Origin of the sequence: Arthrobacter sp. OV608, assembly GCA_900110595.1 — a bacterium.
Lineage (GTDB): Bacteria > Actinomycetota > Actinomycetes > Actinomycetales > Micrococcaceae > Arthrobacter.
In genome coordinates, this window is record FOEZ01000007.1 from 48,753 (window position 1) to 61,283 (window position 12,531).

The window sequence follows — 12,531 nt, forward strand, 5'->3', positions numbered from 1 at the left end:
TCTAAGTGTCGTTTTGGGCGGCCAAAACGACACTTGCTGCTACTTAGTTGGGGAGGCGGACCGGCATCACGAGGTAGCGGTAGTCATCCTGGTCTTCGCCGTCCGCGTCCGCCTGGGCCGTGATCATGGCCGGCTTCGGTGCCGTGGTGAACGAGAACCGGACGAACTTGGTTTCGATGACGCTTAGGCCTTCCACCAGGTAGTGCGGGTTGAAGGCCACAGTGATGTCGTCGCCGGAAAGCTGGGCTTCCAGTTCCTCAGAGGCCTGTGCGTCCTCGCCCGTGCCGGCGTCCAGGTTCAGCAGGCCCTGGGTAAAGGCGAGGCGGACCGGGGTGTTGCGCTCGGCTACCAGCGAGACACGGCGTACCGCTTCGACGAGTTCCTGGGTCTGGACAGTTGCGTGGATTGGCGTGGAATCCGGGAAAAGGGAGCGGATCTTCGGGTAGTCGCCGTCCACCAGCAGGGACGTGGTGGTGCGGCCCCCGCTTTCGAAACCGATCAGCCGGCTGTCATCATCCGAAAGGGCAAGCTGGATGTCCCCGCTGTTGCCCAGGGTCTTGGCAACCTCGTTGAGGGTTTTGGCCTTGACCAGTGCACTGGTGGAGATGCCCGGAGTGACCGGCTTCCACGGAACTTCACGCATGGCGAGCCGGTAGCGGTCAGTGGCGAGAAGGGTGATGAGGTCGTCCTCGATCTCCATTCGCACACCGGTGAGGATGGGCAGGGTGTCGTCCTTGCTCGCAGCAATGATCACCTGGGAAACAGCCTGGGCAAAGGAGTCGCCCGGAACTGTTCCGCTCACCGTCGGCAGGGCGGGAAGCGGCGGGTATTCCGCTTCGGGCATGGTGGCCAGGTGGAAGCTGCTGCGGCGGCAGGTGAGTGTGACCTTGTTGCCGTCCGTTTCGACGTCCACGGGCGCGGAAGGCAGGCTGCGACAGATGTCGGCGAGGAGGCGGCCTGAAACCAGGATGGTTCCTTCGTCCCGGATGTCAGCGGCAATCTCCAGGCGTGCGGAGGTTTCGTAGTCAAAGCTCGAGAGGCTGACGGTGCCTGCTTCAGCCTTCAGGAGGAGGCCGGAAAGGACGGGTACGGGCGGCCGCGGAGACAACGAGCGGGCTGTCCAGGTGACGGCTTCTGCCAGGACGTCCCGATCGACTCTGAACTTCACGGAAGGGTGCCGCCTTTCATTGCTGCTGCGTTGGTGTTCGACGAAACTTCCCGCAGGAAGCTCCTCAAGGGAGTTGTCCCACACCTGAACTTGCATGGTCCGTGCTGCCTGAACCACGCAGAAACCCAAGGATGGGAGCGCTGCTGACAGCTTAGCCGGAAGATCCGCGATTAACCCATCCCCACTTTGCGGCGCTGGCCCCTTGGGGCCGGCGGCCCCTCCGAGCGGTGCGGGCGGATTGATCTTGTTATTTGAGGGACTTCAAATTTTTGGGATTAGTAGTGTTAATAACTGCTGTGGAAACTGTGGATAACTGCCCCTGGCCGTACGATCCGGCGGTTAAGCCCTGTTCATGGACTGTGGGTGGAGCAGGTTTTAAACAGGGTGTGGATGGGGATAAGAATTTTGGCGTTTTTCGCGATCCACAGGCGGCTTAAGGGTTTTAAGCCCATTAACCGCGGTTGTCCCCTTAAGTATCCACAGGCTTATCCACATGTGCCTGTTAATAAGGTATAGGTGCTGGGTCAGGAATCCCGTTGCTGTTGCTTGATCCGGTTGGTCAGCTCGGTCACCTGGTTGTAGATCACACGGCGCTCGGCCATCAGTTCCCGGATTTTGCGGTCTGCGTGAATCACGGTGGTGTGGTCGCGGCCGCCAAGCTCCTGGCCGATCTTGGGAAGCGACATGTCGGTCAGCTCCCGGCAGAGGTACATGGCGATCTGGCGTGCGGTGACCAGCGTCCTGGTGCGGGACTTGCTGCAAAGCTCTTCCATGCTGAGCTTGAAGTACTCGGCCGTCTGCTGCAGGATCTGGCTGGACGTGATCTCCTGGGCGCCGTCGTCGGTGATGAGGTCCTTGAGCACCATCTCGGCGAGGGCAACGTCCACGGGCTGACGGTTGAGGCTGGCAAAGGCGGTGACCCTGATCAGGGCGCCTTCAAGTTCGCGGATGTTGCTGGAAATCTTGGACGCGATGTATTCGAGGGCGTCATCCGGAGCCGACAGGCCTTCACTGAGGGCCTTCTTGCGGAGGATCGCGATACGGGTTTCCAGTTCCGGCGGCTGGATGTCCGTCAGCAGGCCCCATTCGAAGCGCGATTTCATCCGGTCCTCGAACCCGGCGAGCAGCTTGGGCGGCTGGTCAGAGGTGATGACCACCTGTTTGTTGTTGTTGTGCAGCGAGTTGAATGTGTGGAAGAACTCCTCCAGCGTCCGGTCCTTGCCGGCCAGGAACTGGATGTCATCGATGAGCAGGACGTCCACGTTGCGGTAAGTGGTCTTGAAACTGGCGCCTTCATCGTCACGGATGGAGTTGATGAAGTCGTTGGTGAATTCTTCGGAATTGACGTACCGCACGCGGATGCCGCTGTAGAGCCGCCGGGCATAGTGGCCGATGGCATGCAGGAGGTGGGTCTTGCCCAACCCCGAATCGCCGTAGATGAACAGCGGGTTGTAGGCCTTGGCAGGGGCTTCGGCAACAGCGACGGCCGCGGCGTGGGCAAAGCGGTTGGACGAGCCGATCACGAAGGTGTCAAACACGTACTTGGGGTTCAGCCGCCCGAATTCGTGGGAGGTGCTGGGCAGCATGGGCTGCGGCTTCTGCTCGATCAGCTGGTCCGGCGAGAAGGAAGGCTCCACAACAGGTTCGGGCTCTTCGTGGATGGGCACCAGGTCCGTGTCCACGTCAATGGCACAGCGGATGTCCTCGGAGAAGACGCTGTGCAGCGCATCATCCAGGGCGTCCTTGACCTGGGTCTGAAGCACTTCACGGGTGAGTTCATTGGGTACTGCCACCAGCAGGGTGGAACCAATCAGGCCCTGGGCCTGGGCAAGGATGACAAAGCCACGCTGACGGGGTGAAACGCGGTGGTCCTGTTCCAGCAGGCTGACAACGCGGCGCCAGGAACTTCCGACAGTATTGGCGTGATTGGCTTCGTCTACTGTCATCAATTGGTTCCCTCAAAACTTGCTTTGCCTGCATTGCCTGCAGCCGCAAGCACGGAACCAGGATCCGGTTCAGCTTCATCCACAGGGTTATACACAGCACGTGGATAATCGGCTACTGGGCCACTCTAGGGGATGAAAAGCCTAGAAGATAGCTGGCAAGTAGCTTGTGGATAATTACACGGTTGTGGTTCTGAAATGGAGCCTGTGAGCCACTTCATCCACAGGCTCGAAGGGCAGGTTTGCCACAGTTGGGGACAACGCCGGCGGCCTGCTTCGGTTTGACTGGGGGCAGTGAATTGCCCTAACGTTGTGAAGTCCTTTGTGTCCGCTTTTTGGCCCCATCTGAATCTCTCAGACGCAGTGCGTGTGAGCAGCCGGGGGAAGCGTGCATATACAAAACTTAGCGTCGGCCAGTTCTTCCCCATACTGATCGGGTGGGCGCACCTTTGATCCACTGGAGTAACTAACGTGAGCAAGCGGACTTTTCAGCCGAATAACCGCCGTCGAGCCAAGAAGCACGGCTTCCGCCTTCGTATGCGTACCCGTGCCGGCCGCGCAATCCTGGCAGCCCGTCGTGGCAAGGGCCGTACCGAGCTGTCGGCGTAAATAACTGACTTGTCGGTAGACATTTCTTTGCGAGTTTAAGGTGCTGGCCACCCGCAACCGTTTGAGGACTGCAACCGATTTTTCAACAACTGTACGTTCCGGTGTCCGCAATGGACGCCGGAACGTAGTGTTATATGCGGCAGCTATTGCTGCCGACGAACCCAGCCGGATCGGGTTCATTGTTTCCAAAAGTGTTGGGAACGCTGTGGTCAGGAACCTCGTTAAGAGGAGACTGAGGGAAGCCGGTGCTGCCTCGCTGCGCGAGTACGGTACCGGGTTCGCCATAGTGGTCAGGGCGCTGCCTGCGTCCGCGTCCGCGAGCTGGGAGCAACTGCTCTCGGATTACAACGCTGCACTGGAATCGACAATGGCCCGTCTGGCCGGCCGCCCCCGGGCTGCCGCCAACGGTTCGGCCGGTACAACACAGGAGGGGACACCGCGTGCGTAACGCCACCGCCGTCGTCGCCCATTTACATCCTGTTGTGGCCGCCGTGGCGCTGTTCCTCTGGAACCTGCCCCGCAACATCCTCATTCTTCTGTTGAAGGCCTACCGCAAGGTGGTTTCTCCCTTGTACGGCCAGGTCTGCAGATTCTTCCCTTCATGCTCGGCATATGCCCTTGAAGCGATCACTGTCCATGGTGCCGTCAAGGGAAGCTGGCTTGCTGCGCGCCGCCTTGCCCGCTGCCACCCATGGAATGCCGGCGGTGTGGACCATGTCCCCGCCGGCCACCGGGAATGGCCTGCCAGCCAGACCCCCACAATTGTTGTGCTGAACAACCCGGACAAGTACCTGGCTGCTCGGACTGATGGAGAAGGCCGCACGGCGGCCTGACGAATAGGGATAAGTATGGACTTCTTTGAAACAATCATGTTTCCGTTCAAGTGGCTCGTGTCCGTCATCATGGTGGGCTTCCATGAGGGCTTGAGCGCGATCGGCCTGCCCGAAGCATCGGGCTGGACCTGGACGCTGTCCATCATTGGCCTGGTGCTGGTGATCCGCGCCGCCCTGATTCCCGTGTTCGTCAAGCAGATCAAGGCCCAACGCGGCATGCAGCTGCTTCAGCCTGACTTGAAGAAGCTGCAGGACAAGTACAAGGGCAAGACAGACCAGCTGTCCCGCCAGGCCATGGCGCAGGAACAGATGGCCATGTACAAGAAGCACGGGACCAACCCGTTCTCCGCCTGCCTGCCCATGCTGATCCAGATGCCCTTCTTCTTCGCCCTGTTCCAGGTGCTGTCCGGCATCAGTTCCGCCAAGACCCAGGGCAAAGGCATCGGTGCCATGAGCCAGGAGCAGGTGGTGCAGTTCGACGAGTCCAGCATCTTCGGGGCTCCGCTGTCCGCCGCGCTCCTTCACGGCGGCGCCACCAACGTGGCCGTCGTGGTCCTCTCGATCATCATGATCCTTGCCATGACGGCCTCGCAGTTCATCACGCAGAAGCAGATCATGGCCAAGAACATGTCTGAAGAAGCCATGGCCAGCCCCTTTATGCGCCAGCAGAAGATGATGCTCTACATCCTGCCCATTGTCTTCGGTGTTGGCGGCATCAACTTCCCCATCGGTGTGCTCATCTACTGGACCACCACCAACCTCTGGACCATGGGCCAGCAGTTCTTTGTCATCCGCCGTATGCCGACGCCGGGATCCCCCGCAGCGAAGGCCCTCGCCGAGCGCCGTGCCGCCAAGGGCCTTCCGGCCCTTTCGATCTTGAGTGGTAAGAAGGACGACGACGCGGACGCAGCGGCCGCCGCCGCTGCCGTGGCGCAGGCAAAAGGACAGCGCACCCAGCCACAACGCAAGAACAGGAAGAAGAAGTAATGTCAGCCGAGAGTACTGAACAGGCCCTTTCTGAAGTGACTGTCGACGAGCAGGACGAGTCCTTGGACCAGGATCTTTCCTCCCCCAAGGCCTCCTCAGCGAGCCGCCTGGAGGAAGAAGGCGACGTCGCAGCGGACTACCTCGAGGAGCTGCTGGACATTGCAGATATCGACGGCGACATCGACATCGAGGTCCGCAACGGACGCACCTACATCTCCATCGTTACGGAGGAGGAATCGGACAGCCTCGACAGCCTGGTGGGCGAGGACGGCGAAGTCCTTGAAGCCCTGCAGGAACTGACCCGCCTCGCCGTGCTGTCCGCCACGGAAAACCGTTCGCGCCTGGTGCTGGATATCAACGGCTACCGGCAGGAGCGCACTGGCCATCTGCAGAAAGTTGCCGAGGACGCGGCCGCCACTGTAAAGGAAACCGGCCAGGCAGTTGCCCTCAAACCGATGAGTGCCTACGAACGCAAGATCGTCCACGACGCCGTTGCCGACCTCGGCCTGGTGAGCGAGTCCGAGGGCGAAGGTGCCGGCCGCCATATCGTTGTATCCGCGGACTAGAGAATTGCTGATTCGCTAATCATGGTTGACATCACGCCAGCTGAGCTTCTGGCAGCTGAGAAGATTTTCGGTGACCGCCTGGACCTCGCTAAGCGTTATGTGGAACACCTCGCCACTTCCGGAACTGAGCGCGGGCTGATTGGCCCCCGCGAGATCCCCCGGCTGTGGAGCCGCCATGTCCTGAACTGCGCTGTCATTGAAACTGCAATTGCCCACGGAAGCCATGTAGCGGACGTGGGAAGCGGGGCCGGGCTCCCGGGCCTGTGCCTCGCTATCGCGCGCCCGGACCTGGAACTGACCCTGATCGAGCCTCTTGAACGCCGGGTGATCTGGCTTCAGGAAGTGGTGGATGATCTGGGCCTGGAGAATGTCACGGTGATGCGCACCCGCGCCGAGCTGGCAGTGGGACACGTGGACGCCGATGTTGTGACCGCGCGGGCTGTCTCTGCCCTGAGCAGCCTTGCCGGCCTCACCATCCCCCTGCTCGCAGGCAAGGGTGAAGTGGTTGCCATCAAAGGCCGCAGCGCGGGCGAGGAAATTGAGAAGGCGGCCAAGGTCATCCGGAAACTGGGCGGTGTGGAGACATCGGTCCTCACGGTTGGCGATAACCTGCTGGAAGAGCCCACCACTGTGGTACGCATCGTTGTAAACAAGTCCCAAAAGAAGCCCTAGTGTTGGCCCGGCAGCCGCAGTCTGCCGGGGTAAGCAGTTAGGCTAGTCAACGGCAGCAAAAATAGCTGAACGAGAGTGAGTGTGCCCCAGTGACCAGTAGCGAAGCCTCCACACAACGGATACCCCCGTTTGTGTCTTTGGGGTCAGCACGTTCTTTCGCTGGGACTGTCTCGGGCGCCTCCGGTGTTCTTGGAAATCAACCTGGTGCGGTAACAAATTCATCTCCGGTGTTCGTTTCACGTGAAACAACCTCCACAAGTAGGGGGAACATCATCGACGCCATTGATGATTCCAGTCCCATTGCCCGCGAATTAGCGCATGAGACCCGCCGGCGCGAGCGGTTGGTTGGACGACAGTTGCCGCGCCCGGAGAAGACGCGCATCTTCACGGTATCCAATCAAAAGGGCGGGGTGGGGAAGACCACTACCACGGTCAACATTGCTGCGGCCCTCGCAGCAGCCGGACTGAACGTCCTGGTCATCGACATTGACCCCCAAGGCAATGCGTCCACCGCGTTGGGTATCGAACACCACGCGGATGTGGACAGCATCTATGATGTCCTGATCAATGACGTGCCCCTCGCCGATGTGGTGGCTCAGTGCCCGGACATCGGAAATCTTATTTGCGCGCCAGCCACCATCCACCTGGCCGGCGCTGAAATTGAACTTGTTTCCCTGGTGGCCCGTGAGCAGCGGCTCCGCCGGGCCATTGACGTTTATGCCAAGGCCCGCGAGAAAAATGGCGAACAGCGCCTGGATTACATTTTCATTGACTGCCCGCCGAGCCTTGGCCTCCTGACGGTCAACGCGTTCTGTGCAGCCAACGAAGTCCTCATTCCCATCCAGTGCGAGTACTACGCGCTGGAGGGCCTGAGCCAGCTGCTCAAGAACATCGAGATGATCCAGAAGCATCTCAATGCGGATCTGGTAGTTTCCACCATCCTGCTGACCATGTATGACGGCCGCACCAATCTTGCCGCGCAGGTGGCTGCCGAAGTCCGTCAGCATTTCCCGCAACAGGTCCTGTCCGCCGTGGTGCCGCGTTCGGTGCGCATCTCCGAAGCGCCGAGCTACCAGCAGACGGTGATGACTTACGACCCCTCATCCAGTGGTGCCCTGTCCTACCTGGAAGCTGCTGCTGAAATAGCAGAACGCTAAAATCTTCAAGAACTGCAACAACTGGAGCCTGGCTGGACCTGGCTCTTCCACTGGAGGGATTTATTCATGAGCGAGAAGCGACGGGGCCTGGGCCGCGGTCTTGGCGCACTGATTCCGAGTTCCGCCGGTGCTAATGGGGCGGGCAACGGAACAGCTGTGGCGCGCCCTGTCGATCTCTTCTTTCCCGAGGGGCGCCGGAAGACCGATCCCGCCGAGTCTGTTGTGGATTCAGCACCGGTAGAAGAGTCCGCGGCCAGCACTGTTGCCGGGACTTCTTCTGTTGAGTTGCCGGATGCGGTCTCGAAGGGATCAGCGTCCACATCCTCAAGCAACGGCTCTCGCAAGCCCGCGGCCGCAAAGTCCTCCAGCGCAAAGAGCGCACCTGAAGCGGCTGGCCCCCGCTCCAATGGGCAAACTACAAAATCCAATGCCAGTTCGAACGGTGCGGGCAAGAGCGCCGCGCCGGCCAAGAAGGCCGCCGATGCGAGTGCAGTTCCCAGCGACAAGCAGGAGGTTGGGCGTGGTGGCCCATCCCCCGAATCTGCGGCAATTCCTGCGACGGACAACGGAGTGGACCTGGTAGAGGTACCCGGTGTCCGCTTTGCCGAGATCCGCGTCACGGACATCCACCCGAACCGCAAACAGCCCCGTTCCGTCTTCGATGAAGACGACATGGCTGAGCTGGTTCACTCTGTCCGGGAAATCGGCGTTCTCCAGCCAATTGTGGTCCGGAACTCAACCGAGTCCGGTGGAGAACCGTTTGAGCTCGTTATGGGTGAACGCCGTTGGCGTGCAGTGCAGGCTGCTGGACTGGAAACCATCCCGGCAATAATCCGGGACACCACCGACGACGACCTCCTGCGTGACGCTCTTCTCGAAAACCTCCACCGCAGCCAGCTCAACCCCTTGGAAGAGGCGGCGGCCTACCAGCAGCTCCTCGAAGACTTCGGCACCACACACGAGCAGCTTGCAGACCGGATCGGCCGGTCACGCCCGCAGGTCTCCAATACCCTGCGGCTGCTGAAGCTGCCTCCCCTTGTCCAGCGCCGTGTTGCTGCGGGTGTTCTCTCCGCTGGCCATGCACGGGCCCTCCTGGCCCTGCCAGACGCCGCAGCGATGGAACGGCTGGCCCAGCGTATTGTCGCTGAGGGAATGTCGGTACGGGCCACGGAAGAGGCCGTCACCATGTACCAGGATCCCGCCAAGCCTGCCAAGAACAACATTCCGCGTCCGGGTGCGCGGCACGAGCGCCTGGACTATCTGGCCTCATCCCTCTCGGACCGCTTGGACACCAACGTCAAGATCTCGCTGGGAGTCCGCAAGGGCCGGGTCAGCATTGAATTCGCCAGCGTTGAAGACCTCAACCGGATCATGGACGTCCTGGCACCCGGGGCAGACAGCTAACAAGGGTTTTGCGCGGGTGGTTGCTTGACGGCTTATTCAGCTGCTCTCCTCGGCTGTCGCACATCTAGGTGCTCTTGAATCTTAAATATTGCTGACTCCTGTGCTCCGCGTGGAGTGCGCTGTCAGATCAACAAGCCGTTCTGGTTCTTGCCGCTTGGTTGAATGGACACCGCACGCTCTGCATCTTCTCGGTTAAGGGTTGATGCAGAGCCTTGGTTTACCGTCGAAAGTTAGAAGACGCGCTCCTCTGCTCGATCGCGCACAGCTGCCTGGCGAAGATCGCATATATCCCGACTGCTTCAGCCAAAAAATGCGCCGCAGCTTCTCCCACTTCTCTTTACAGGATTCGGGCAGATTATGCCCCGGCAGCCTGTGGTTCCTCTGTTTCACGTGAAACAGGCAGAGGGTAGGCGCCGAGAGCGTCGCATCGTCGCTGCCCCGCCGGCGCAATAAGGATAAAGTCACCTTTCCGGTCTATCTTCGACGGCGGTTTAGGTCCTGAGATGCGCAGTATTCTGCTTCAGCTGGTTCCGGAGATCGGCAACTCGAAGAACGGGGTGACTGTGCTGGAGCCTATTCGCCGACTCAGGGGCGAGGTGACGAGCTGAATAGAACTACACAAGGGGCTGTTGCACCCAATTTCGTCTCCCGACCTATAGAGCCACCGCATCCGATAGGGCTCTTGAGAGTCCGTCGTGCAGATTTTGACTGGCGGATAACGTGTTGTGGAGGCCTTCTTAGGTACTGCGCGTCTGCGTAGTACCGTGCTGCGCCTCCCCACTTGTGCGCGGCTCGAGTCGTCTGTTAGCCGGGGCGCCGCGAGTTCACCCATAGGTGCTCCGTAAAGTAGGGTTCTAAGGCGACGTTCCGTTGCTTGGGCCTTGCGTTCCGCCCTCCGAGCGCTCACCTCGCAGAAGGCCAAAGTAGTACGCGTATAGGGGGTGAACTTGCGTCAGCAAAGACCTCTAACCATCGACGATCAATTGCCAGGGTCGACTCGACGCCATCGGTGCGGCCGTCTTGAATGAACCAATGCGCTTTCCCCGCCCTGGCGAATTCCGGGGAGGATAGTTTCCGCGCCTCAACTTCGCTCTAATGCGACCGTTTCGCTTCGCGCCAATGAAGGTGCCCGTGCCAGCGGAACGGGTGCCCGAATCCATAGGGCCATCTATTCGACCCCGCGTTATGCATTTACCCACCTCCTCCTCGCGGCAAAACAGGCACCACGACGTTTCGCGTGAAACGGCCTTCCGTCATCTGCCTCTCAAGTCTGCCTCTTTGAGGTTGGGCGCCAGAACAAGGCTTCTGGATCGAAAAGCAGCCTTGGCATTCCCGCCAAGGCTGAGATAGTGGTGTTCTGCGAGGGAGATCACCGTTGCCAGCCGACGACTATCCGTGCTGCGTTCAGGCAACAGCACGACTTGCTTTTCGCGGGTGGTAGACGAGTGAGCTAGCGCCGCAGCGGAGGCCTGGGCCGCACTGCACGTAGAGAGGGCGGCAAGCTATTGTGAATGTGGCGGAGGCTCCCCTTCCGCGTTGGTTCTATAGTGTTGTGCCGGCCTGACTCGACGCTTAGGCGCACCGCTTCAGCAGGTGATTAGTATCTGCCCCGATAGCTTTCGGCACCAGGATTCCAAGGCAATTTGCAGTGGATTGATCATGCCGGTTGCGCACGCAGTGTAGGGCTGCGACGTTGCTGCGCTGACCGACTGGCTTGGTGCATAACTGACTCCAACGGTTGGCGCCGCACACTCCCCCTTGGATGCGTCCGGATCCGCCAAAGAATTTGTGCCTATGTCTCCGCTGTTGCTACTCGGGGTATTTGTAGAGCCCGGAGGGCTCGCTCCTGATGGTCAATATGGACGAACGAACGAACCCATATCAGCCGGAGGAAGAGCGTCCTCGCGTTGACACTGGTCTGACCTCGTCGCCGTTTCACGTGAAACATGTTCAGCTGGGATTAGCATGCGCCACAGGCAGATCTCAGCTTCAAGTGGGAGGCGCGGCTAGGCGGGCAAGCAGGTACTTGTGCGGCTCGTGCGGACGTGTTGGAAAGGCGGATCCCGACCGTTTAGCTATTGGTTGGCGCCCAGGCAAGTGTCGGCCGCTATCTTGCTCCGGGATACTTTGGCCTTGGCTGCTACGGCTCCGGGCCTAGGCATGGAGCGTGGGCGTTCTCGCCTCGATCCCCGAGTTCATCGCAACTGGCGATCGCTCCGCAGGAATGGCAGCTAGGGAGTGGAGTCTGTGGGCCTACCGGTGTCGTGTAGAAGCCCCGGTGGCTGACTAGACGAACCTGCTCGGGTGCTTGCAACTGGTCAGTGCGGCGAGGCAGCACGCCTCCGGCTCGTGCCTTCGAGTTCGCAGGCGGACAGTACGACCCGTCTGGGGCCTCTCCTCGTGAGAGCGGGCCTTCCCGGGTCGCGATTGAGGCCGAGTAGATCCATTCGCTGACCGCTTCTGACGCCAAGGTAGTCGGTGGATATCGCTGTGGATAACGGTGTGGATAATCTAGCTTCTCCCTGTGGATGTGACTGACTTCTCATCCCCTCGCTCCGCTGCTACTCTCGGCCTGCCACGGCGCCTGAACCGCAGTCAGGCATAGGGGTTTCACGTGAAACAATCGAGAACCTTCAAGTCGAGAGTCAGGCCGGTACAAGCGGTGCGCAGGGGTCCGTAGAGGCCCGTTTCCGGTTTATTTTCGGGTGTTCCGGCACCCGTTCAATGTCCTGTTCTGGCTTGGTGCAGCGTTAGACCTGGCTAGACCTAGCAGCTGGGATCTTTCGTCCAACTCATAGGCGCAGGGCGTTCCTTAGCGTTGCCACCTTCCTCCGAGTTGGCCTGTGGATAACCATGTGGACAAGCCCGTTCGGCGCCTGTGGATAACGTGGGGAAAACTCAAGCTCCGTATGCCGCTTTGTGACCCAAGCTGCGCGTTCTTTGCGGCAGAGCATACGCAGCACGGATCGGAGCAATACGGCTATTGATCTTGCGGCGGTACCCGATAAGGGTTATGCAAGTGACGGGAATGTCCGGATAGTGTCGACTGTCCCTGGGACTGCATCCTGGTTTCCCTTCTTCATTGCCACGGCAGCCGGCCAAGAAGTCCCGTGTTGCCTCACAATGGCACCGCCAATATTGGTCACTTGAATGACGAAGGCGGCTGGCACATAAGACCTAGGGCAGCCGCCT

General features: G+C 60.1%; 10 protein-coding genes. 8 read left to right on the plus strand and 2 right to left on the minus strand.

What is annotated here, in order from left to right; genetic code table 11:
• Nucleotides 1-43: 43 nt before the first annotated feature.
• Together dnaN and dnaA are read right to left on the minus strand one after the other, a co-directional pair.
• The gene (gene dnaN, locus BMX78_RS11010) at nt 44-1,168 is read right to left on the minus strand and encodes a DNA polymerase III subunit beta (protein ID WP_091419638.1); all 1,125 of its coding nucleotides are present in this window, start codon (nt 1,166-1,168) and stop codon (nt 44-46) included.
• 524 nt (nt 1,169-1,692) lie between these two features.
• Nucleotides 1,693-3,114, minus strand: a complete 1,422-nt coding sequence (gene dnaA / locus BMX78_RS11015) for a chromosomal replication initiator protein DnaA (RefSeq protein WP_091419371.1) — start codon at nt 3,112-3,114, stop codon at nt 1,693-1,695.
• A gap of 468 nt (nt 3,115-3,582) precedes the next feature.
• Here dnaA and rpmH point away from each other — a divergent pair, with 468 nt between their 5' ends.
• The 8 genes from rpmH to BMX78_RS11055 all read left to right on the plus strand — a co-directional run bounded on the left by rpmH (nt 3,583) and on the right by BMX78_RS11055 (nt 9,339).
• Nucleotides 3,583-3,720 (plus strand): 50S ribosomal protein L34, encoded by a 138-nt coding sequence (rpmH, locus tag BMX78_RS11020; protein ID WP_003800212.1) that lies wholly within the window; start codon nt 3,583-3,585, stop codon nt 3,718-3,720.
• Nucleotides 3,721-3,760: 40 nt separating this feature from the next.
• On the plus strand, nt 3,761-4,168 hold the full coding sequence (gene rnpA / locus BMX78_RS11025) for a ribonuclease P protein component (protein WP_091419373.1): 408 nt from the start codon (nt 3,761-3,763) through the stop codon (nt 4,166-4,168).
• Nucleotides 4,161-4,553, plus strand: coding sequence for a membrane protein insertion efficiency factor YidD (gene yidD / locus BMX78_RS11030; RefSeq protein WP_170850781.1), 393 nt, complete (start codon nt 4,161-4,163; stop codon nt 4,551-4,553). The genes rnpA and yidD overlap by 8 nt, the downstream gene beginning before the upstream one ends.
• Before the next feature lie 15 nt (nt 4,554-4,568).
• On the plus strand, nt 4,569-5,540 hold the full coding sequence (yidC, locus tag BMX78_RS11035; RefSeq protein WP_091419377.1) for a membrane protein insertase YidC: 972 nt from the start codon (nt 4,569-4,571) through the stop codon (nt 5,538-5,540).
• The gene (locus BMX78_RS11040; protein ID WP_091419378.1) at nt 5,540-6,106 is read left to right on the plus strand and encodes a Jag family protein; all 567 of its coding nucleotides are present in this window, start codon (nt 5,540-5,542) and stop codon (nt 6,104-6,106) included. Before yidC ends, BMX78_RS11040 begins: the two co-directional genes overlap by 1 nt.
• A 21-nt stretch (nt 6,107-6,127) precedes the next feature.
• Nucleotides 6,128-6,778 (plus strand): 16S rRNA (guanine(527)-N(7))-methyltransferase RsmG, encoded by a 651-nt coding sequence (rsmG, locus tag BMX78_RS11045; protein ID WP_091419380.1) that lies wholly within the window; start codon nt 6,128-6,130, stop codon nt 6,776-6,778.
• An 89-nt stretch (nt 6,779-6,867) separates the two neighbouring features.
• Complete coding sequence (locus BMX78_RS11050) at nt 6,868-7,935, plus strand: ParA family protein (protein WP_286138909.1); 1,068 nt, start codon at nt 6,868-6,870, stop codon at nt 7,933-7,935.
• Between the two features lie 66 nt (nt 7,936-8,001).
• The gene (locus BMX78_RS11055) at nt 8,002-9,339 is read left to right on the plus strand and encodes a ParB/RepB/Spo0J family partition protein (protein WP_091419381.1); all 1,338 of its coding nucleotides are present in this window, start codon (nt 8,002-8,004) and stop codon (nt 9,337-9,339) included.
• Nucleotides 9,340-12,531 lie beyond the last annotated feature (3,192 nt).

Excerpts from the sequence above, each read along its gene's own strand:
- dnaA (WP_091419371.1), bottom strand. The coding sequence starts at position 3,114 with ATGACAGTAGACGAAGCCAATCACGCCAATACTGTCGGAAGTTCCTGG.
- yidC (WP_091419377.1), top strand. The coding sequence starts at position 4,569 with ATGGACTTCTTTGAAACAATCATGTTTCCGTTCAAGTGGCTCGTGTCC.
- BMX78_RS11040 (WP_091419378.1), top strand. The coding sequence starts at position 5,540 with ATGTCAGCCGAGAGTACTGAACAGGCCCTTTCTGAAGTGACTGTCGAC.
- rsmG (WP_091419380.1), top strand. The coding sequence starts at position 6,128 with ATGGTTGACATCACGCCAGCTGAGCTTCTGGCAGCTGAGAAGATTTTC.
- BMX78_RS11055 (WP_091419381.1), top strand. The coding sequence starts at position 8,002 with ATGAGCGAGAAGCGACGGGGCCTGGGCCGCGGTCTTGGCGCACTGATT.